This window comes from Rhodanobacter sp. BL-MT-08, from assembly GCF_054161255.1.
Window position 1 is genome coordinate 454,629 of record NZ_CP167872.1, and the last position, 22,353, is coordinate 476,981.

15 protein-coding genes are annotated in these 22,353 nt (G+C 64.8%); 8 read left to right on the top strand and 7 right to left on the bottom strand.

Annotation, left to right across the window (positions count from 1 at the left end; translation table 11 throughout):
* Positions 1 to 33: 33 nt before the first annotated feature.
* The 5 genes from ACDK93_RS01845 to ACDK93_RS01865 all read left to right on the top strand — a co-directional run bounded on the left by ACDK93_RS01845 (position 34) and on the right by ACDK93_RS01865 (position 7,180).
* Complete coding sequence (locus ACDK93_RS01845; protein WP_458070889.1) at positions 34 to 2,562, top strand: DNA topoisomerase I; 2,529 nt, start codon at positions 34 to 36, stop codon at positions 2,560 to 2,562.
* Positions 2,563 to 3,135 (top strand): L-threonylcarbamoyladenylate synthase, encoded by a 573-nt coding sequence (locus tag ACDK93_RS01850; protein ID WP_458070890.1) that lies wholly within the window; start codon positions 2,563 to 2,565, stop codon positions 3,133 to 3,135. It begins immediately after the preceding gene.
* Between the two features lie 159 nt (positions 3,136 to 3,294).
* Entirely contained in the window at positions 3,295 to 4,662 is a 1,368-nt protein-coding gene (locus tag ACDK93_RS01855) for an AMP-binding protein (RefSeq protein WP_458070891.1), read from the top strand.
* Between the two features lie 133 nt (positions 4,663 to 4,795).
* Positions 4,796 to 6,079 (top strand): phosphoribosylamine--glycine ligase, encoded by a 1,284-nt coding sequence (gene purD, locus ACDK93_RS01860; protein ID WP_458070892.1) that lies wholly within the window; start codon positions 4,796 to 4,798, stop codon positions 6,077 to 6,079.
* Positions 6,080 to 6,307: 228 nt separating this feature from the next.
* On the top strand, positions 6,308 to 7,180 hold the full coding sequence (locus ACDK93_RS01865; RefSeq protein ID WP_458070893.1) for a DUF1481 domain-containing protein: 873 nt from the start codon (positions 6,308 to 6,310) through the stop codon (positions 7,178 to 7,180).
* Positions 7,181 to 7,295: 115 nt separating this feature from the next.
* On the opposite strand, the gene ACDK93_RS01870 is transcribed toward ACDK93_RS01865, so the two are convergent.
* The 4 genes from ACDK93_RS01870 to mnmG all read right to left on the bottom strand — a co-directional run bounded on the left by ACDK93_RS01870 (position 7,296) and on the right by mnmG (position 14,514).
* Positions 7,296 to 9,161 carry an autotransporter domain-containing protein gene (locus ACDK93_RS01870; protein ID WP_458070894.1) on the bottom strand — a complete coding sequence of 622 codons (1,866 nt, stop codon included), beginning with the start codon at positions 9,159 to 9,161 and terminating at the stop codon, positions 7,296 to 7,298.
* A gap of 112 nt (positions 9,162 to 9,273) precedes the next feature.
* Positions 9,274 to 11,610: a Tex family protein gene (locus tag ACDK93_RS01875; protein ID WP_458070895.1), complete on the bottom strand. Its 2,337-nt coding sequence runs from the start codon at positions 11,608 to 11,610 to the stop codon at positions 9,274 to 9,276.
* A gap of 172 nt (positions 11,611 to 11,782) precedes the next feature.
* Complete coding sequence (locus ACDK93_RS01880) at positions 11,783 to 12,556, bottom strand: RDD family protein (RefSeq protein ID WP_458070896.1); 774 nt, start codon at positions 12,554 to 12,556, stop codon at positions 11,783 to 11,785.
* Between the two features lie 80 nt (positions 12,557 to 12,636).
* Positions 12,637 to 14,514 (bottom strand): tRNA uridine-5-carboxymethylaminomethyl(34) synthesis enzyme MnmG, encoded by a 1,878-nt coding sequence (gene mnmG, locus ACDK93_RS01885; RefSeq protein ID WP_458070897.1) that lies wholly within the window; start codon positions 14,512 to 14,514, stop codon positions 12,637 to 12,639.
* Positions 14,515 to 15,121: 607 nt separating this feature from the next.
* On the opposite strand from mnmG, the gene ACDK93_RS01890 reads away from it, so the two are divergent.
* Positions 15,122 to 15,295: a hypothetical protein gene (locus tag ACDK93_RS01890; protein WP_458070898.1), complete on the top strand. Its 174-nt coding sequence runs from the start codon at positions 15,122 to 15,124 to the stop codon at positions 15,293 to 15,295.
* 105 nt (positions 15,296 to 15,400) lie between these two features.
* Here ACDK93_RS01890 and pepN read toward each other — a convergent pair whose 3' ends face one another.
* A complete protein-coding gene (gene pepN, locus ACDK93_RS01895) occupies positions 15,401 to 18,073 on the bottom strand; it encodes an aminopeptidase N (protein ID WP_458070899.1) in 2,673 nt (890 codons plus the stop codon).
* 73 nt (positions 18,074 to 18,146) lie between these two features.
* On the opposite strand from pepN, the gene ACDK93_RS01900 reads away from it, so the two are divergent.
* Together ACDK93_RS01900 and ACDK93_RS01905 are read left to right on the top strand one after the other, a co-directional pair.
* Positions 18,147 to 19,160 carry an aldose epimerase family protein gene (locus tag ACDK93_RS01900; protein ID WP_458070900.1) on the top strand — a complete coding sequence of 338 codons (1,014 nt, stop codon included), beginning with the start codon at positions 18,147 to 18,149 and terminating at the stop codon, positions 19,158 to 19,160.
* Entirely contained in the window at positions 19,157 to 20,149 is a 993-nt protein-coding gene (locus ACDK93_RS01905) for a pyridoxal-phosphate dependent enzyme (RefSeq protein ID WP_458070901.1), read from the top strand. Before ACDK93_RS01900 ends, ACDK93_RS01905 begins: the two co-directional genes overlap by 4 nt.
* Before the next feature lie 13 nt (positions 20,150 to 20,162).
* Here the strand turns inward: ACDK93_RS01905 and ACDK93_RS01910 are convergent, their stop codons facing one another.
* Both ACDK93_RS01910 and ACDK93_RS01915 read right to left on the bottom strand, forming a co-directional pair.
* Positions 20,163 to 21,299, bottom strand: coding sequence for a sterol desaturase family protein (locus ACDK93_RS01910; RefSeq protein ID WP_458070902.1), 1,137 nt, complete (start codon positions 21,297 to 21,299; stop codon positions 20,163 to 20,165).
* 101 nt (positions 21,300 to 21,400) lie between these two features.
* Positions 21,401 to 22,288, bottom strand: a complete 888-nt coding sequence (locus ACDK93_RS01915; protein ID WP_458070903.1) for a DMT family transporter — start codon at positions 22,286 to 22,288, stop codon at positions 21,401 to 21,403.
* Positions 22,289 to 22,353 lie beyond the last annotated feature (65 nt).

A 22,353-nucleotide genomic window follows, 5' to 3' on the forward strand; every position in this document is an offset into this window, starting at 1 on the left:
CGCCGCTGATCCTTTCGTGGAAACTCAAGCTTCATGGCAAAAAATCTGCTCATCGTCGAATCGCCGGCCAAGGCCAAGACGATCAACAAGTACCTTGGCAAGGACTTCCACGTGCTGGCCTCGTACGGCCACGTGCGCGATCTGCGCCCGAAAGAGGGCGCGGTCGATCCCGAGCATGGCTTTGCCATGGCCTATGAGGTGATCGAGCGCAACGAGAAACACGTCGATGCAATCGCCAAGGCGGCCAAGGCGGCCGACGACATTTATCTCGCGACCGACTTGGATCGCGAAGGCGAGGCGATCTCCTGGCATATCAGCGAGATTCTCAAAGAGCGCGGCCTGGTCGAAGGCAAGCGCATGCATCGCGTGGTGTTTTCCGAGATCACGCCCAAGGCGATCAAGGCCGCCGTGGCCAACCCGCGCCAGCTTTCGCACGATCTGGTCGACGCGCAGCAGGCGCGCCGCGCGCTGGATTACCTGGTTGGCTTCAATCTGTCACCGGTGCTCTGGCGCAAGGTGCAGCGCGGGCTGTCGGCCGGTCGCGTGCAGTCGCCCGCGCTGCGCATGATCGTCGAGCGTGAGGAAGAGATCGAAGCTTTCAACGCCCGCGAATACTGGACCATCGAAGCCCAGCTCAAGCACGCCGACGGCGATTTCACCGCGCGATTGAGCAAGCTCAACGGGAAGAAATTCGAACAGTTCGACCTCACCAACGAAGCCGAGACGTTTGCGGCCCGCGATGCGCTGAAGCAGGCCGCACGCGGCAGGCTTACCGTCAGCGACGTCAGCTCGAAAGAGCGCAAGCGCCGCCCGGCCGCGCCGTTCACCACGTCCACGCTGCAGCAGGAGGCTGCGCGCAAGCTGGGCTTCACCACCAGCCGTACGATGAAGATCGCGCAGGGCCTGTACGAAGGCGTGGCGCTCGGTGCCGAAGGCAACGTCGGCCTGATCACCTATATGCGTACCGACTCCACCATGCTGGGCGATGACGCGCTGGCCGAGCTGCGCCAGCTGATCACGCGCGATTTCGGCGCCAAGGCGCTGCCCGACGCGCCACAGGTCTACAAGACCAAGTCGAAGAACGCGCAGGAAGCCCATGAGGCGATCCGGCCGACGTCGGCGATGTACACGCCGCGCGACGTCGCCGCCTTCCTCAACGACGACCAGCGCAAGCTGTACGAGCTGATCTGGAAGCGCACCGTCGCCTGCCAGATGATCCACGCCACCCTCAACACCGTCTCGGTGGAATTCGCCCTGCGCGACGTGCCCGGCGGCGAAGCGTCGTTCCGCGCCAGCGGCACCACGGTGATCGATCCGGGCTTTCTGGCCGTGTACGAGGAAGGTCGTGATCAGAAGACCGCCGACGATGACGATGAAGGCCGTCGCCTGCCGCGTATGGAAACCGGCGAGCAGGTGCCGCTGCACGACATCGCCGCCGACCAGCATTTCACCGAGCCACCGCCGCGCTATTCCGAGGCCAGCCTGGTCAAGGCGCTGGAAGAGCACGGCATCGGCCGGCCGTCGACCTACGCCAGCATCATTCAGGTGCTGCAGAATCGCGAGTACGTGTACCTCGACAGCCGCCGCTTCAAGCCCAGCGACGTCGGCCGCGCGGTCAGCAATTTCCTCACCTCGCATTTCACCCGCTACGTCGATTACGACTTCACGGCCAAGCTTGAGGATGAGCTCGACGCGGTAAGCCGCGGCGAGGAGGCCTGGGTGCCGCTCATGGAGCGCTTCTGGCTGCCGTTCAAGCAGCAGGTGGACGAGAAAACCGAGTCTGTCGATCGCAACGAGGCCACCGGCGCGCGCGAACTCGGCACCGATCCGAAGAGCGGCAAGCCCGTGTCCGTGCGACTGGGTCGCTACGGGCCGTTCGCGCAGATCGGCACCAAGGAGGACGAGGATAAGCCGACCTTCGCCAGCCTGCGCACCGGCCAGAGCATGCACACCATCTCGCTGGCCGATGCGCTGGAGCTGTTCAAGCTGCCGCGCAAGCTCGGCCAGGCGGAGAATGGCGACGAGGTCAGCGTGGCGATCGGCCGTTTCGGCCCGTTCGTGAAGCAGGGCGATACCTATGCCTCGCTCAAGCCCGAAGACGACCCGTACACCATCGAACTGCCGCGCGCCCTGCAGATCGTGCAGGAGCGGCTGGAAATGCTGGCCAACCGACTGATTCTTGACTTTGGCAACGGCGTGCAGGTGCTCAACGGCCGCTACGGTGCCTACATCACCGACGGCGAAAAGAACGCGCGCATCCCGAAAGAGCAGGAGCCGAAAGAGCTGACCGAAGTGCAGTGCGTCGAACTGCTCGCTGCCGCGCCCGAGCGGAAGGGTCGCTTCGGCAAGAAGACTGCCGGCAAGAAAACGGCGGCCAAGAAAGCGGCGGCCACCAAGACACCTGCGGTCAAAAAGGCGGCCACCAAGAAGGCACCGGCAAAAAAGACGGCTGCCAAAAAGTCGGCAACGAAAAAGGCCGCGACCAAGAAATCGACGGCCAAGAAATCGACCGTCAAAAAGACGGCTGTGAAAAAACCGATCGAAAAATTTCTCGAGGCCTGAGTGGTGCGCCGATTTACCCTTGCCGACATCGACGCCGCCGCCGAGCTCATGCACAGCGGCGGCGTGCTGGCGTATCCCACCGAGGCGGTTTTCGGCCTCGGCTGCGATCCGCACAATGCCGCGGCCTTCGAGCAGCTGTTCGCCCTCAAACAGCGGCCGGCCACGCAAGGCGTGCTGCTGATCGCCGCCGACTTCACGCAGGTCGAGCGCTACATCGCTCTGAACGCCGTGCCGGTCGAAATCCTGCAACAGGTAAAGGCGAGCTGGCCTGGCCCGAATACCTGGATATTTCCTCGCTCCGCCGACGTGCCGAGCTGGATTGCCGGCTCGCACAGCGGCATTGCGCTGCGCGTCACCGCCCATCCGCCGGCAGCCGCCCTGTGTCGCGCCTTTGGCGGTGCGCTGGTGTCGACCAGCGCCAATCCGCACGGCCAGGCGCCGGCGCGCTCGGCCCAGGCCGTGGACGCTTTTTTCGGCGAGTTGCTGGACGGTCTTCTGGACGCGGCGCTGGGTGGGCAGGCGAGCCCCACGGTGATCCGCGACGCACTTTCGGGCACTATCGTGCGCAGCTGATCGAGGCGGCGCCGCAGCACGACAGGGGTGCACTGAGTCCCGGACTTGCGTCCTGCGCTGATCGACTCGCTTCACTTTGGCGTGTGGCCGCGGGTGCCATTTTGGCTCGCGCAACGCTTGGTATGGCCGCAGCCTGTTGACCACCGGAGAGACCGTCGCTTGTCTACTGCTCACGACATCTGCCAGCGCGAAGCGCCCGAGCTGTTGCCTCTGCTGCGTCCCGCCGACCCGTCCCGTGTGGTGGCCTGGCGCAACGGCCAACTGATCAATGCGACGCGCTTTCTGGCGCACGTGCGCGCGGTGGCGGCGTTACTGCCGTCGGGTTCGGCGGCGGTCAATTTGTGCGAGGACCGCTACGCGTTTCTGGTGGCCTTTTGCGCCGTCGTGACCCGCGGCCAGACAAATCTGCTGCCATCGTCGCGCGCGCCGCAGGCGGTGGACGAGGTGATGCAGGCCTATCCCGGCTGCTACGCCGTGGGCGACATGGATCTCGCGCTTGCGCCGCCGCGCTATCAGCGGCTGCCAGCACTGGATGCGCTTGCATTCGACGCAGAGGGGCTCTGGCCCATGGTTGCGGCGGATCACGTCGTGGCCATTGGTTATACGTCCGGCTCTACCGGCCTGCCCAGCGCCAACAAAAAGACCTGGGCCAGCTTTCGTGCCAGCAACGCGGGCAACCTGGCGATGTTGCAGGGTGTTGTGGGCGAGCGTTTCGGGGTGGTGGCGACGGTGCCGCCGCAGCACATGTACGGCATGGAGCTGTCGGTGGTGATGCCGCTGCTCGGCGGCGCGGGCGTACATGCGGGACGACCGTTTTTCCCTGCGGACGTGGCAGCAGCCCTGGCTGAGGTGCCGGCGTCACGCGTGCTGGTGACCACGCCGGTGCACCTGCGCGCGCTGGTCGATTCGGACATCGCGCTGCCGCCGATCGCGGCGATCGTTTCGGCCACCGCGCCGATGCCGCTGGAGCTGGCGCGCGCGGCCGAGCGGCGCTTTTGCGCGCCGTTGCAGGAAATGTTCGGCTCCACCGAAACCTGCGTGTTTGCCAGCCGTCGCCCCACGGTGGACGAAGACTGGCTGCTCTACGACGGTGTCACCCTGCATCCGCAACCCGACGGTACGACGGTGGATGCGCCGCAGCTGAGTGCACCCATCGCGCTGGCCGATATCGTGAGCCTGTCCGACAACGGCAGACGCTTCCGCCTGCGCGGACGCCACGCCGACATGCTGGAGATTGCCGGCAAGCGCGCCTCGCTGGCTGACCTCACGCGCCGGCTGCTGGCGATTCCCGGTGTGCTGGATGGTGTGGTCATCCAGCTTGCCGATGGCGACACCTTGGGCGTGCATCGTATTGCCGCCCTGGCGGTGGCGCCGGGTCTGGACGAGCACCGGATTCTCGACGCCCTGCGCCACGCGATCGACCCCGTGTTTCTGCCACGACCGCTGCGGCTGGTCGCGGCATTGCCGCGCAACGAAACCGGCAAGCTGCCCCGGGCAGCCTTGCTGGAGCTGCTGCTGCGCGACTGACAACCGGCGAGCGGGCGGGCTTGAACGCCCGCCTGCTCGCAACAGCCGGCGTCCCTTTATCTCCCTGCAACAGCGTGCCCTACAATGCGCGCTCGGCCGTGGCCGGCCATTCACTCGCGTATCGGAATCAGGCATGAAAGTTCTTGTTATCGGCAACGGCGGTCGCGAACATGCGCTGGCGTGGAAGCTCAAACAGTCGCCCCGCGTCACCGAGGTGATCGTGGCGCCGGGCAATGCCGGTACCGCGCACGAGCACGGCGTACGCAACGTCGACGTGGCGGCCGGCGATATCGACGGCCTGCTGGCGCTGGCGAAGCGCGAAAAGGTTGGTTTGACGGTGGTCGGACCGGAAGTGCCGCTGGTCGCCGGCGTGGTCGACCGCTTTCGCGACGCCGGCCTGCGCATCTTCGGGCCACGCGCAATCGCCGCGCAGCTGGAAGGCTCCAAGGCCTTCGCCAAGGATTTCCTGCTCCGCCACAACATCCCGACCTCGCGCTACGCCGTGTTCACCGATGTGAACCGCGCGCTCGCTTACGTGCGCGAGCACGGCGCGCCGATCGTGATCAAGGCCGACGGGCTGGCTGCCGGGAAGGGCGTGGTGGTGGCGCTGACCCTGGCCGACGCCGAGCTGGCGCTGCACGACATGCTCGGCGCGCACAGCTTCGGCGAGGCCTCGGCGCGCGTCGTGATCGAGGAGTTTCTCGAAGGCGAGGAAGCCAGCTATATCGTGATGAGCGACGGCAGCCACGCGCTGCCGATGGCCAGCAGCCAGGACCACAAGCGTCGCGACGACAACGACCTCGGCCCGAACACCGGCGGCATGGGCGCGTATTCGCCGGCACCGGTGGTCACGCCCCAGATCGAGCAGCGCATTCTGAAGGAAGTGATCGAGCCGACCCTGCACGGCATGGCCAGTGAAGGTGCGCCGTTCATCGGCTTTCTCTATGCCGGACTGATGATCGACAAGAACGGCACGCCGAAGGTGATCGAGTTCAACGTGCGCTTTGGCGACCCGGAAACCCAGCCGATCATGCTGCGGCTGAAGTCTGATCTGGTCGATCTGATCGACGCGGCGCTGGACGGGAGGCTGGAAAACACGCAGGCGCGCTGGGACATTCGTCCCGCCATCGGTGTGGTGATGGCGGCGGGCGGCTACCCCGGCCGAGTGCGCAGCGGAGACCTGATCGCGGGCCTGGAGGCGCCGGCCAAGGCTGACGTCAAGATTTTCCACGCCGGTACAACGTTGAATGCCGACGGTCGTGTGGTGACGTCTGGCGGTCGCGTGCTGACCGTCTGCGCGCTGGGCGGTGACATTGCCGATGCCCGCGAGCGGGCCTATGCGGCGATCGACACGATCCGCTACGACGGCGCCTTTTGCCGACGTGACATCGCCTACCGCGCGCTGCACCGCCGTTGATGGTTTCTTCGCGGCGGCTGCGGCAAGGTCTGGCAACGCGTTGAAACACGGTGTAGGCAGGACGCGCGAGCATCCGCATACGCTGGCGAATGGATGCATGGCGCGCAGAATCGATTTTTAGTTGGCCGAGTTTTTCGGCTATGCTCGGAGCTTCCCCCGCGAAAAACCGATGGCGCACGGCGTCTGACGCTCTATTCGCGCCCGTTTTCCTGTTGATGAGGTTTTCCCATGCGCAAGATGGCTTTGTCGCTTATTCCGTTTGTCGCGCTGGCGCTGGCCGGCTGCAATTCCTCGTCGTCGTCGTCCGACGGTGCTCCGGCCTCTGCGAGTACGGCCGGCGCCGCCAAGGTAGCCAACGAGGTGAGCGGTACAGTCAGCCTGCGTGCGCCGGCCCAACCGCTCTCGCCCAAGGCGTCGCTGAGCATCAAGGTCGTCGACGTATCGTCCACCGCCGACGCCAGCGCGCCGCCGCTGGCTTTCAAGCTGATCACGCCGGCGACGCAGTTTCCACTTCCGTTCACGCTCAACTTCGATCCGACGAAGGTCAAGCCGAACGATATCTATGTCGTGCAGGCCGAGCTCAATGACGGTGATCGCCACTACGTCATGAAGATTCAGGCGCTGGTGCTCACCAACGGCAACAAGAACGACGGCGTCGCGATCGAGCTGTCCGCCGAGCCTACCGCCGGTGAGAAAGTGCTGGCCGCGTTTACCGACGTGCAGAAGCAGCTCGGCGCGATGAAGGTGAAGAGCGGTACCAAGCTGGACAAGGACGTGTCGCGCAGCTGGCAGGTGTTTCGCCAGGACAACGATCTGAAGTTCATCCGCGAGCTGGTCGATTACGGCGCCAAGGGTTTCACCAGCACCGACTACGCCTACAAGAACGGCAAGCCGTGGGTGGTCGTGCAGCAGACCAAGCCGAATCAGGCTGCCAAGCCGACGGCCATCGATCGCGCCGGCTGGGACGACAGCGGCAATCTGGTGCTCAAGCAGCACGAGGTCAGCGGCAACGTTCAGCCGCTCGATGACTCGGCCGCATCGAGCCTGCACAAGCAGGCAACCGATATCCTGACGCTGGCGACGGGCAGCAAGGACAAGTAGACGCCGGTTTGCTTCGCCGACGTCTGAATCGTTCGGACGTCTGGCCATCCATGGTAATAGAAGGGCCGCCCTGCAGGGCGGCCCTTTTTATTGCCCGACGAATCCGGGTCCGGGGTCAGAACTTGTAGCGCAGTCCCAGATTGAAAGCATTGTATTTCTGCGCGCTGTCGCTGAAATGCGCGTTGTATGACGCCGTGCCGCTGAGCTTGTCACTAAACTGCGCGGTCAACCCCAGATCGGCACTGCCCCAGGTCTTGTCGGGGATATAGCCGGCGATTGAAAACTCGCCGTTCATCGAGTTGAGCCCGGTGGTGACGTCGCGCGGATCGGCTTTGCTGTCGCGGTTATAGGCCACCTCGGCATACGGGATGAAGGTGGTGGTGGCAGTCTGCCACTGCCCCTGCAGGCGCCAGCCCAGCGTGCTGATCAGCGCCTTTCGGTGCTGGCTGCCGAACCACATCGCCGTGCTGTCGTTGCCGGCCTCGTGGTAACTGTCAATGCGAATGCTTTGATATTCGAGATTGGCAAACGGGCCGTTCTTCAGCGTGCCCTCGCCAAACCACCAGCCACCGGTAATGCCTGCGCCCAGATGCGAGCCGTTGGGTGCGCCGGTTTCGGTACGGTTGAGCGGGCCGAGCTCGATATAGCGTTTGACGTCGGTGAAATTCGAATTGCCCGCTTCGCCGTAGCCACCGAAGTAGCCCCCGCCGACGTGATACGTGGCGTAGGCCAATGCCGAGGTGTCGTTGAGATCGAAATGGCCACCCCCGTCGAAGTTCGCGGTCGTGCGGCTCAAGCCAAGCGCCACGCCCATCGACAGGTTGTCGTTGTGGCGCAGATCCGCGCCGACCGTCAGGTTGGTGTTGTCGCTTGCCGATTGCGGCGAATTGTAGGTGCCGTCGAAACGCTGCTGGCCGAAGTTGACCGTGGCGAACACGCGGCTGTCGGCGCCGGTGTCATCGGACTGCATCTGTGTGCGCACGGCCTTGGTCTGCGCCGTGCTGACGGTCAGTGGCGCCTCGCCGAGCAGCGAAATCTGGCCCGGTGCGCGCAGCTCGGACAGCACGTACTGGCCGAAGATTTCATGCGCGGCGGTGGTCGGGTGCACACCGTCGGCGAACAGATAGTTCTGCGCCGCGGTCGGCGTCACCAGGGTGCTGGCGTTGCAATCGTGCGAGCTCGTTGTGGTGCACGCCTGTACCGTTGTGTTGACGAAACCGAAGGCGGCCGGATTGGCCAGCACCTCGTTGAACAACGCGTAGGTGTTGACCGCGAGAATGTTTGCGCCGGTGGCGGCCAGCCCCGCGTTGAGCGTCTGGTTGTACGACGCCGAGACGTTGCTGAGAAAGGTCTGGATGCCCGGCACCAGCGCCGCGTCGGTGGCGGCGGACGGCGTCTTGCCGATGTCCGGCAGATTGAAAACCACCACGTAGTTGGCGCCCGCCTGCTTCAGCTGGGTGATCAGCGCCAGCTCTTGCGTGGCAGCGGCGTTGATATTGGCGGTGGCCTGGTCGGCCGTTTCACCGGCTCCCGGGAAAAAGGTGCCGACACCGTACTGCGTCGCATGATAGAAAATATCGTTGGCGCCACCCCAGACCATATAAAGGCTGCGCGGGTCGGCCTTGGCGCCGTTGGCCAGATAGCCGTTGACCTGCTGGGTCAGCGTCGGGATGGCCGGATCCGGGCCGTTATCGTCGGTGACCACGCCGGCGCCGCCATAGGCGTAATCGCTGCCGCCCAGGCGCGAGGGCTGCAGGTTGAAACCGTAGCCGGCGGCGATGTACTGGACGGCCACGTCGCCGGGGTTTGTGGTGAATTTCGAATACGCGTTGAGCGAGGTCGAAAAGAACTGGCCGGCGTCGCTCAGGCTGTCGCCGAACACCACGATGTTGTCGACCGGCGGTTGATTGGCCGCCTGCGCGTTGGCGGCAAACAGCATGGCGGCCGCGAGGGCCGTAACCAGATAACGGGTGCGAAGCATGGTTGAGTCCCCTCAATACGCGGCCCGGAGCAGGGCCTTAACGAGGGCGCAACAATATCGGAAACATTCTCCATACGCATGCGCAGGTGCAACATGAAAAACCTGCGCTCCGCTAGTTTTTGCGGGCCCTGGCGAACGCATCGGCAAACGCGCCACTGGCCGGTGGCGCCGCAGGCTTCGCAGGCATGCCGCCGCGCGATGCGGGGCGGGTATCGCCGTTCTTCGAATCCCGCGGCGCGCGTACGTCGTTGCCAGCACCGGGACGTACGCGGCTCTGCCCGGGCTCGTCGTCCAGCCGCATCGACAGGCCGATACGCTGACGCGGCAGGTCGACCTCCATCACCTTGACCTTGACGATGTCGCCGGCCTTGACCGCGTCACGCGGGTCCTTGACGAAGGTGTGCGACAGCGCCGAGACGTGCACCAGCCCGTCCTGATGCACGCCGATGTCGACGAAGGCGCCGAACGCGGCCACGTTGGTGACCCGGCCTTCGAGAATCATGCCGGGCTTGAGATCCTTCACGTCCTCGACGCCGTCGGCAAAGCTCGGCGCGACGAATTCGGGACGCGGATCGCGGCCTGGCTTTTCCAGCTCTTTCAGAATGTCGCGCACGGTCGGTACACCAAAGCGCTCGTCGGTGAACTGCTCGGGTTTGAGGCTGCGTAGAAACGCGCTGTCGCCGATCACGCTTTTCACTTCGCGGCCGCACTGGGCGATGATGCGCTCGACCACCGGATACGCTTCCGGATGCACGGCGCTGGCGTCGAGTGGATTGTCGCCGTGGGTGACGCGCAAGAATCCGGCGCACTGCTCGAACGCCTTGTCACCGAGCCGCGGCACTTTCAGCAGCGCCTTGCGGTTGGGGAACGGGCCGTTGGCATCGCGGTGTTTCACCACGTTTTCCGCCACCGCGGCGGAAAGGCCGGCCACACGCGAAAGCAGCGCCGCGGACGCCGTATTCACATCGACGCCGACCGCGTTGACGCAGTCCTCGACACGGGTTTCCAGCGCGCGCGCCAGCTTGATCTGGTTGACGTCGTGCTGATACTGGCCCACGCCGATCGCCTTCGGCTCGATCTTCACCAGTTCGGCAAGCGGGTCCTGCAGGCGGCGAGCGATGGATACGGCGCCGCGCAGGGTCACGTCGAGTTCCGGGAATTCCTTGGCGGCAATTTCCGACGCCGAATACACCGACGCACCGGCTTCGCTCACAACGATCTTGGCCATGTTGAGATCGGCCTGCTTCTTGATCAGCTCGCCGGCCAGCTTGTCGGTTTCGCGCGAGGCGGTGCCGTTGCCGATGGCGATCAGATCGACGCTGTGCTGCTTGCACAGTTTGGCCAGCTGCGCGATCGATTCGTTCCACTGCCTGCGCGGCTCGTGCGGATAGATCACGTCGGTCGCGAGCAGCTTGCCGGTGGCATCGACCACGGCCACCTTGACGCCGGTGCGGATGCCGGGATCCAGCCCCATTACCGTGCGGGCGCCGGCCGGCGCGGCCAGCATCAGGTCCTTGAGATTGTCGCCGAACACGCGGATCGCCTCGTCCTCGGCGCCTTCGCGCACGCGGCCGAACAGGTCCAGCGTCAGATGCAGATGCAGCTTTACCCGCCAGGTCAGCCGCACGGTTTCGCGCAGCCACGCGTCGGCGGCGCGGCCGCGGTTGTGGATATCGGCGCGCGCGGCCACGCGGCCCTCGCCTTCGGCGTGGCCTTGCTCGCTGTCGACGTCGGGGCTCAGCTCGAGTTCGATCACGCCCTCGTTGCGGGCGCGCATCAGTGCCAGCAGTCGATGCGAGGGAATCTTGCCGATCGGCTCGACGTGGTCGAAGTAGTCGCGGAATTTCGCGCCCTCGTTTTCCTTGCCGGCAACGACCTTGGCGCGGATCTGGCCCTTGGCCCACAGCCAGTCGCGCAGCTCGCCGACCAGGTAGGCGTCCTCGGCGATCGACTCCATCAAAATCGCACGGGCGCCGTCGAGCGCGGCGCGCACGTCGGGCACTCCCTTCTCGGCGTCGACAAAGGCTTCGGCAAAGGTTTCCGGGGTCTGCGTCGGATCTTCGCGCAAGCCTGTGGCCAGCGGTTCGAGGCCGGCTTCGCGGGCGATCTGCGCCTTGGTGCGGCGCTTGGGCTTGTACGGCAGGTAGAGATCTTCCAGCCGCGCCTTGCTGTCGGCTGCCAGCAAATCGTTTTTCAACGCATCGGTGAGCTTGCCCTGTTCCTCGACGTTGGCCAGGATCGACGCGCGCCGCTCTTCCAGCTCGCGCAGATAGCGCAGCCGCTCTTCCAGCAAACGCAGCTGCGTGTCGTCGAGACCGCCGGTGACCTCTTTGCGGTAGCGCGAAATGAACGGCACGGTGGCGCCGCCGTCGAGCAGTTCCACTGCCGCGCGCACCTGGTCGGGCTTGGCGGCAATATCCTGGGCAATGCGTTGTTCGATGCTGAGCATGGGGCTGGGATGTTCTCTGAAAAATCCGGCCACGCCGGAGGGGACTGTGGATGATACCAAGCCGGTCGGCAGTCAATGTTCGAACGGTTCTACTCGGTGATGTGTGCTTCGGTGTCTCAAATAAAAACGGCGTCGGACCAATTTCCGACGCCGTACGTGGAGAGCAATTGAATCAGGCGCTAATGGAATTATTGCTGCTCGTAGTCGCCGGTTTTGGTTTGAAGTCTTTGGCGCGACCGTTTAGCACGAGTGCCTTGGCCAGGAGGTCATGCAATCCCTGTTTGCGCGACGTCCATGCGACAGCGATGTAGCAAACCAGTGGAATGAACGCGGTGATTGCATTGAACATCCTCACAACATTGCGAGCCATGCTTCGACCAATACTTAGGCGGTTACCTTCTAGATCGGTAACGCGAAGGCCAAGAGCCAGTTTGCCCAAGGTAGCCTGCCACGGTGAACCCTCAAGCAGCGCGTAGTAAAGAAAACCGATGACGACGATTGCTAAGAGCGCAGGCTCAGCGGAATGAACTGATGCCGCATATTCCTTAACTGCGGCAGCGGTATCTTGTCCGCTCATTGCCGTCGCGAGCAATTTGCGAACTTCGTCCGCCAAGTTGGTATAGCTGAGTATGATTCCGCTTGGGATGAGCAGCACGAAATAATCAAGCAGCCAAGCAGCAAATCGCTTCCAGAAACCCGCATAGTCTTCCAGCGTCGCGGCCGTGGTTGACGGCAGGACGCTTGAAACCGGAGGTGCGGCGAACGATGGCGGCGCGGTGCTTGTCACCTCATCGGGAAAAAGCACCGACAGCGGCTGCCAGTCGGCCAGCCCCTCGTACCAGCCGAGGTCGTCGCGGCTGACCTGACCGCTGCGCAGCCATTGGCGGATATCGCCATCGCTGTACGGCCCGTGCCGCTCGCCGTCGCGTCCGATCCACACTTCCATCGCAGTGCCTCCCCAAAAAATAGATCAGTTATCAACGAGACATGATGCCATGCATGCGCGGCACCGAGCAGACCGACGGTTCAGGCCGCTGCGCGGCGCTTCAGGTGCACCAACAGCAGTGAAATGGCGGCAGGGGTGACGCCGCTGACGCGCGCCGCCTGGCCGACCGTGGCTGGCAGGGTGCGTTTGAGTTTCAGCAGCACCTCGGCGGACAGGCCGCGCACCTTGTCGTAGTCGAAGCCGGACGGAATCACGGTGTGCTCGTTGCGCTGCTGGCGCTCGATCTCCTCGCGCTGGCGCTGCAGATAGCCGGCGTACTTCACCTGCACCTCGACCTGCGCGGCCACGTCGTCGCGCTCGACCGCGGGGCCGAGCTCGCTGACCGAGGCGAGCTTGGCGTAATCGAGTTCGGGGCGGCGCAGCAGATCGAGCGCCGTGGTTTCGCGGCTCACCGCCACGCCCAGATCGCGCTCGATGGCCGCGCCCAGCGCGTTGGCCGGCGTCGCCCACAGCGTTTGCAGGCGACGAATTTCGGCATCGACCGCTTCACGCTTGGCGCGCATCGCATCGAAGCGCGCCTGCGGGACCACGCCGAGCGCGTGGCCGGTTTCGGTGAGGCGCAGGTCGGCGTTGTCCTCGCGCAGGTGCAGCCGGTATTCGGCGCGCGAGGTGAACATGCGGTACGGCTCGATGGTGCCGTTGCTGGTGAGGTCGTCGATCAGCACGCCGATGTAGGCCTCGTCGCGGCGCGGGTACCACGGCGCCTTGTCCTGCGTGGCCAGCGCCGCGTTCATGCCGGCGATCAGGCCTTGCGCCGCCGCTTCTTCATAGCCCGTGGTGCCGTTGATCTGGCCGGCGAAATACAGACCGCCGATGGCCTTGGTTTCCAGCCACGGCTTAAGGCCGCGCGGGTCGAAGTAGTCGTATTCGATCGCGTAGCCGGGCCGGGTGATGTGCGCGTTTTCGAAGCCCTTGATCGACTGCACCAGCGCCAGCTGCACATCGTACGGCAGCGAGGTGGAAATGCCGTTGGGATAGATCTCGAAGGTGTCCAGACCCTCCGGCTCGATGAAGATCTGGTGCGAGGACTTGTCGGCGAAGCGCACCACCTTGTCCTCGATCGAGGGGCAGTAGCGCGGGCCGACGCCTTCAATCTGGCCGGTGTACAGCGGCGAACGGTCCAGCGCGCCGCGGATCAGCTCGTGCGTGCGCTCGGACGTATGGGTGATCCAGCAGCTGATCTGCCGCGGATGCTCTTCGCGCGAGCCCAGATACGAGAACACCGGAGCCGGATCGTCGCCGGGCTGTTCTTCCAGCGCGCTGAAGTCGATGCTGCGCATGTCGATGCGCGGCGGCGTGCCGGTTTTCAGCCGATCGGCGGCAACCGGCAGCTCGCGCAGCTTTTGCGCCAGCGTGCTGGCCGGCGGGTCGCACGCGCGGCCGCCGGCGTACTGCGCCGGGCCGATATGAATCTTGCCCGCGAGAAACGTACCGGCGGTCAGCACCACGGTGGTGGCGCCGAACGACAGGCCCATCTGCGTAACCACGCCGGTGACGCGGCCGTTTTCGATGATCAGATCATCCACCGCCTGCTGGAACAGTTCGAGATTCGGCTGGGTCTCCACGATGCGGCGGATCGCGGCCTTGTACAGCGAGCGATCGGCCTGGCAGCGCGTGGCGCGCACGGCCGGCCCCTTCGAGGCGTTGAGCGTGCGCCACTGGATACCGGCGCGGTCGGCGGCATGCGCCATCGCGCCACCGAGCGCGTCGATCTCCTTGACGAGATGGCCCTTGCCGATGCCGCCGATGGCCGGGTTGCAGCTCATCTGGCCGATGGTTTCGATGTTGTGGCTCAGCAGCAGCGTGCGCGCGCCCGTCCGCGCGGCGGCCAGCGCCGCCTCGGTACCGGCATGGCCACCGCCGATCACGATAACGTCGTAGTGGATGGGATGACGCATCGGACTGCCCCGGGGGTGCAAAAGGTGACAAAACAGGCGCTATTTTAGCGGCATCCCGTGGAACGCGTTCTTGTTGCGCTGTGTGGCACGCTTTCTGCTAAACGCGAGTAGCACTTTCACGGGCAGACGCTGCGCGATTCGCGCGCTGAGATCGAGCGGACAGGGGCTCGATTGAGTACCGGGAAAGGTAGCAAGACGGCACCCTTCGGGGTGCCGTCGTCTTTTGCGGTGCCGCCAACGGCACTGCTCAAACCCTGGGCATCGGCCAAAAACAAAGCCCCGCGGCATGGGCAGCGGGGCTTTGTTCGAATAAATCTGGCGCCGGGCGGTCTCAGGAACAGGGGGAATCCAGGAAGACCGTATTGCCAGGCGCCAGAAAAGAAAACGTTGGTGTCGACTGAGCGATATCTCAGACCGAGCCCAGATTCTTGACTTAAACGCGTGAACCCGAAGTGACTGGATGGCGGGTTTACGCCGGGGCGCGACAGCAGCTGACGCGCAGCGTCAGCTGTGTGATCGGGCTCCCTGCACAACTGTGACCGCAATCACGTATTGGCATGGCCGTTGCATCGGCATTCCCACCAACTGAGGGGGACTCACGATGGACATGAACTTCGAAACGCTCTATCCGCGTCACGATCTGCTGATCGAACTGGGCCGGCTCGAAATGGCGATGGAAAGCCTGGGCGGTCGCGATGAAAGCGAACGCGGCTCGCTGCAGCCGCGGCTGGAATCGCGCATGAGTGCGCTGCTCGAGGCGCTGCGCGACCTGTCCGTTTAATCAAGGCGGCTTGCTGACCAAGGCGACTTGCGCGCGGCGAGTTCACGGCGCGCCCTGAGCACGGATTGCGGTCGCGCCCGTTGACACGCGACCGCCCGTTACGGATCAGTGCCGGAAGACGTTATCGATGATTTCCGTCAGGTTGCGTGACAGGGAATCCCGGCGGGCAAGCGCTGAAATGGCCGCATGCGCAGCCTCGCGCCGCGTCGGCTCCAGTCGCTGCCAGCCGTTGAAGGCCGTGGCAATACGTGCGGCCAGCTGGGGATTAAGCGCATCGAGCTGGATCAGCCGGTCGGCCAGCAGGCGATAGCCTGCGCCATCGGCGCGGTGAAAACCGCTTGGATTACCCCGCACGAAGCTGCCCAGCAGCGCATGCACGCGGTTGGGGTTCTTCAGCGTGAACAACGGGTCGTTTTCCAACGCCCGTACGCGCACCAGGGCATCCGCCGCGGTGGACTGGGACTGGACCGCAAACCATTTGTCCATGGCCAGCGCATTGTCGGCGTAACGCTGGCGATAGTGCTGCAGCGCGTCGGCTGCCTGCGCCGGTTCGCCCCGCAGCAGCACGCTCAGCGCAGCCAGTCGGTCGGTCATGGCCGGCGCGCTGTCGTACTGGGTAAGCGCCAGCGGATACGCGGTAGCACCGTCGACTAGCTCCAGCAGCTCCAGCACGCGGCGCTTGAGCCGGCGCTGCGCCTGGCTGGCCGGATCGAGCTGTGCGCTGGTACGTGCTGCCAGGTCACGGTAGCGCTGCGCCAGGGTGTCTGCACCGATGCGTGCGGCCAGCCGCTTTTGCAGATCCTGCCGCAGTTGATGGATGCGCTGCGGGTCGACCACGCTTTCGCGCTCGGCCAGCTCAACCTCGCCCAGCGGCGTCAGCAGATCGGCGAGCAGCGCATCGTCGATGTCGTTGCTCGCAAAAAGTGTCGCGAGCGTATCGCACCACGCCTGCACGGCATCGCCGGCATTGCCATCGCGCAGATCGTCGAAGGCGCGCGCGGCGAGCTGCTGGCCGGCTTCCCAACGATTGAAGCCATCGACGTCGTGGCCGAGCAGCAGCGCCAGTTGCGCCGGCGTGTAGTCGCATTCCAGGATGACCGGCGCGGAAAATCCGCGCAGCAGCGACGGCACCGGCACCGATTCGACGCCGTTGAAGGTAAACGTCTGCTTGGGCCTGTCGAGAATCACCACGCGTTCCGTCGCCGAGCCATCGCCATCGCTATTGACGTTGGCCGTCTGGCCGTCCAGATGCAGCGTCAGCATCTTGCCGCTATCGGCGAACAGCGCGAGCTTCACCGGAATCGGCAGCGGCTCGCCGTTGTTCTCATCGGCGCCTTTGGCGGCATGCTGGGATAGCGTGAGAGCATAGGTTTTCTGCGCGGCATCGTAATGGCCGTGCGCCTTGAGTCGCGGCGTGCCCGCCCTGGCATACCAGGCGAGATTCGCCATCAGGTCGATGCCGTTCGCGTCGCCGAGCGCCGCGAGAAAATCTTCCAGCGTGGCCGCGGCGCCGTCGTTACGCTCGAAGTAGAGGTCCATACCGCGCCGGAAGCCGTCCTTGCCCAGCCGTGCCGACAGCATGCGCACCAGCTCGGAACCCTTCTCGTAGACGGTGGCGGTGTAGAAGTTGTTGATCTCGCTGTACTGCGCCGGACGTACCGGGTGCGCCAGCAGACCGGCATCCTCGGGAAACTGGGCGCGGCGCAGCAGGGAAACATCCTCGATGCGCTTCAGCGGCGCGGAGTTCATGTCGGCAGAAAAACTCTGCTCGCGAAATACCGTGAGGCCTTCTTTCAGCGACAGCTGGAACCAGTCGCGGCAGGTGACACGATTGCCGCTCCAGTTGTGGAAATACTCGTGCGCCACCACTGCCTCGACGTGCCGATACTCATCGTCTGTCGAGCTGTCCGGGTCGGCCAGCAGGTATTTCGCGTTGAAGATGTTGAGGCCCTTGTTCTCCATCGCGCCCATATTGAAATCGTGGGTGGCAACGATATGAAACACGCCAAGATCGTAGTTGCGGCCGTAGGTTTCCTCATCCCAGCGCATGGCGCGCTCCAGCGAATCCATCGCGTAATCGCACTGGTGGATCGCATCGGCCTCGGCCCAGATGTTCAGCGTCACCGCGCGCTGGTCGGCGGTGACGTAGTCGCGCGAAATCTTTTCCAGCTTGCCCGCGACCAGGGCGAACAGGTAGCTCGGCTTGCGGTACGGATCGACGAAACGCGCCCAGTGCCAGCCGCCCTCGAGTTCGCCGCTGCCATCGGCATTGCCGCCGGCCAGCAGTACGGGAAAGCGCTTTTTATCGGCGCGCAGCGTGACTGTGTAAAGCGACTGTACGTCCGGTCGGTCGGGGAAGAATGTCATATGACGAAAGCCTTCGGCTTCGCACTGGGTAAGCAGGAAACCGCTGTCGCGCTTGCCGGAAAAAAACAGCCCTTCCATTGTGGTGTTCGCCGCCGGCTTCAGCCGCACGCGCGTCTGCAGCACGCTACCGTCGCGTGCGTCGTCGACTTCCAGTACGCCGTCCGCATAGCGATAGGCGGATTCCGGCAACGGCCTTTCGTCCAGTGCGATCGAGAGCAGTTCGAGGTTTTCGCCGTCCAGCCGCAGCGGCGTGGATTGCCCGGGATCGCGGCGCAACAGCAGGCGCGACGACACGTCGGTGCTGTCGATGCCGAGATCGAACTCCAGTTCGACGGTTTCAACCTGCCAGGCGGGTGCGCGATAGTCGCTGAGACGAATCAGCGCGGACGTTTTTTCGGAAGTGGTGTTCATGTAAACAACAGGGGGCGTGGGCCGCGCAGGGTACCATGCAGCCCATCAACGGCTGACAACACCGGGAAACCTCATGACGCGATACACCGTCGAAAAAGCCCTGCTGGGCGATCAACCCATCGTCGTGCTGACCGATCACGAAGACCGGCGCAAGCTCCGTGTGGCCTGCCACGGCGCCGCCTTGCTCAGCTTCGAGGTGCCTGTAGGTGCCGTAATGCACGACATCGCCGACGGCTACCGCGACGCGCACGAAGTGGCGACCCGTCCGGGTTCACGCTTCGCCATCATGGTGCCGTTCGCCGGCCGCATCGGCGACGCGCGCTATACCTTCAAAGGTCAGCCGCAGGATCTGCAGCCAGGTGTTACTGGTGCCGAGCGTGCTGCACGGCACGGTTTCGTGCGCAATACCGATTTCGCCATTGCTGAACTTGCGGCCGATAACGCTGGCGCTCACGTCACGCTGGCGACGTCGGCGATCCGGCCGCAGCCGGGTTATCCGCACGCGATCGATCTGGCCGTGACGTTCACGCTGGATGCGGGTGGCCTCACGCTCGACGTCAGCATGCGCAACGTGGGTGACACCGAAGCGCCGTGCTTCTACGGCTGGCACCCGTATTTCCGGGTCGGCGACAACGCGCTCGCTGGGACGACGGCGGACGGTTGGCAGCTGCAAATTCCCGCGCAGACGCTGATTCGAACGGATGCCGATCTCATCGCGCTGCCGGGTGCGGCGGCTTACGCACCGCTGGACGATGCGCCGACGTTCGACTTCCGCGAAGCGCGTGCCATCGGCAGCACCATTCTCGATCACGAGTACACCGATCTGCACGCCGAAGCGGACGGCTACATCCGCACACGGCTGCGCGATCCCGCCACGGGCCTGGCGATTGCCGTGTGGCAGGAGCGCGGCGTGATGCACGCCTTTACCGCCGACACGGCCGCGCGCGATGCGCGACGTGCGGTCGCGCTCGAGCCGATGGAGTGCATGGCCGATGCCTTCAACCGGCCCGAATGGCAGGACGCCATCCGCCTTGCGCCGGGTGCCGAGCGACGCTTTCGCTGCGGCGTGGAAGTGCTGCTGCCATGAGTGCGGTACTGGCGAGCAAGGGTTTGGCCAGTGATGCGCTGCCCACCTATGCGCAGATTCTCGACGCCGCCGCGCGCATTGCGCCGTACGCGCAGGTAACGCCCGTGCTGCGCAGCGCGGCGCTCGACGCACTGAGCGGCGCCAAGCTGCATTTCAAATGCGAGAACCTGCAGCGCGGCGGCGCGTTCAAATTTCGCGGCGCGTGCAATGCGGTGTGGGCGTTGAGCGAGGAGCAGGCGGCCCGCGGTGTCGTCACGCACTCCTCAGGCAACCACGGCAATGCGCTGGCGCTGGCGGCGGGTACGCGCGGCATTGCCGCGCATGTGGTGGTGCCGGAAGGCGCCGTGCAGGCCAAGGTCGATGCTATCGAACGCGCCGGCGCGACGCTGCACCGCTGCGCGCCCACGCAGACCGCGCGTGAAGCGATGGCCGACGAGATTCAGCACGCTACCGGCGCGGTGCTGGTGCACCCTTACGCCGATACGCAGGTCATGGCGGGGCAGGGCACGGTCGCGCTGGAGCTGTGCAGGCAGGCGCCGGGCCTGGACGCGTTGATCACCCCGGTGGGCGGTGGGGGCCTGGCCAGCGGCGTGGCCATCGCCGCCCATGGCATTGATCCGTCGCTCAGCCTGTTTGGCGCCGAGCCCAGCGGCGCTGACGATGCGGCGCAGTCCATCGCGCGCGGCGCACGCGTGACGGCGTTCGCGCCGAATACCGTCTGCGACGGGCTCAGGGCGTTGATAGGCCAGAGCAATCTGGCAGCGCTGAGCACGCACGATGTGCAGATCATCACCGTCAGCGATACGGAGACGATCGCCGCCATGCAGCTGCTGTGGTCGGAGCTGCGCATCATTGTGGAAGTGTCTTGCGCCACGGTGCTGGCCGCCATGCTGCAGCAGCCGGCGCGTTTCGCCGGGCGTCGCGTTGGCGTGGTGTTGACCGGCGGTAACGTCGACCTGCAGGCACTGCCCTGGACTATGGGCAGCTAATCCGGGTCCGCAATCAGGCGGCCTCTGCCTCGGTCGTCGGGCGACCCTGTCCCGGTTCGCCCGCGGCCCTGGACACGGTGGACGATTTCACGTGCTCCGCGTGCAGCCCATGCAGCTCCGCCGGGCTCAGCGTTTTGAGCGGGATCGGGGTGTAATCTTCGGCGAAGGACACTTCGCCCGGCTTCCAGCCCGACTTGCGCCGCACCGCGCCCAGAAAGCGCTTGGTCGACACCCAGTGCAGGCCAAGCAGGCTGTAGTTGTTGTCGGCATCCACGATGGGGTCGCCCACGCCGGTCGGTCGCGTCGGCTCCCCGTAAAGCGCGGTGCGAAACACCACGTCCCAGATCGAAAACACCTGCCCATAGTTGCAGTTGTGCAGGTTCGGCCGCTCGGGATCGACCAGCATGTGATGCAGGCGATGAAACTTCGGGTCGACGAACACCTTTTCAAACAGACGTCCAAAGCCGAGCCGCACGTTGGTGTGTGAAAAGTTCTGCGCCAGCTCGCCCAGCAGCATCAGCCAGGCGAATTCATCCGGCTCCACGCCGATCAGCAGGCCGACCACCGCCAGCACCATCGACTGGATGAAGCCGTCGATCAGGTTGCCGCGGTCGTTGGTCCAGCAGCTCATCTGACGCTGGCTGTGATGCATGCTGTGCAGCGCCCACCACCAGGGCAGCGCGTGCTGGGTGCGGTGCATCCAGTAGTAGACGAAATCGTAGATCGCGTAGTAGAAGAGAAACAGCAGCAGCGGGTGATGGTCGAACCACGGAATAAGGTGCGATATGGCCAGCGGCGATCCGGTGCTGTCGCTGGCATTGGCGTTGCTGTCGCCAAACAGATGGCTAAACGGCGTCAGCACCAGATAGGTAAACAGCGGAAAAATCCCGAGCAGCATCAGGATCGTATAGTTTCGATCGACCAGGGTCAGCTTGCGGTCGGCCCACTGTTCGGCCGGGAACCAGGTTTCCAGCGGGCGGAAAATCAGCCCGATGATGGCCACCTGCAGCGTCGCAATCATCAACGCGGCAGCAATTTCGTCCGGATTGCCGGCCAGGCCGTTGATATGCAGCAAAGTCAGAAACGGCGTCACCGCGTGGTGGCTTAGCCACGCAATCCCGTTTGACCACAGTTGAGAGAGATCAGGCATAAGAATTTTTCGCTAGCGTCTGCGTTTCATCATATCGCCGCTGCCGCTTTTGCACGCTGAATATCGGCGCAGGTTTGTGTGGATGGGCGGGGGTGAGGCGATCAGCCGCGGCTGCGGGTGCCAACGCCGCTGACCGCCGCCAGACCCGCCACGATGAAGGCGATGCCGACCCACTCCATCAGCGACGGTTGCTCGTGCAGGATGCTCCACGCCAGCAATACGCTGACGATCGGTACGCCCAGGCTCGACAGGCTGGCGACCGTGGTTGGCAGACGCTGCAGCACGATCGACCACAGCCACCACGCGATGCTGGACGCGATGACCACGCTGTAGGCCAGGCCGGCGATCAGCGCGCCGGTCCAGACCATCGGACGCTGCGGCACCAGCAGGGCCACGATGCCCAGCGCGATGCCGCCGGCCAGCATCTGCCATGCCGTGAGGTTGAGCACCGACTGCTTGTGCCGCAGGAACATGCGCTTGGTCAGCACCGTGCCCACCGCCCAGCAGATGCCGGCGGCAAGCCCCAGCACGGTACTCGCCACGCTGCCCATCGCCTGCCATGGCTCGATGATGCAGAGCAGGCCCAGTGCTGCCAGCACCAGTCCGATAACGTGCCGTCGCGTGGGTCTGTCGCCGAGCATCAGCCACGCCAGCAATACCGCCCAGAACGGCATGGTGTAAGCCAGCAGCGCCACGTGGCCGGCGCCACCGGTGCGCAGCGCCCACTGCCCCAGTCCCTGAAACGCGGCGGTCTGGAACACGCCGATGCCGATGGTCAGCAGCAGAGGCGGCGGACGCAGGGGCTGGCGCGCGATCACAAGCACGATGAAAAGTAAGGCCGCGCCAAGCAGGTAGCGCAGCGCCGCAAAATCGAACGGTCCGGCGTAGGCGAGCACCTGCTTCATCACGATCCAGCTGTAAGCCCAGATCAGGATGGTGGCGAGCATCGCGAATACGGCGCCGCGTTGGGAGGATGACGAGGTGGGCATGGTGCATCGTTGGCAGAGAACGGGCAGTCTAGCCGCTCGCCGACCCGCTCGGCCCCTTCCCACGC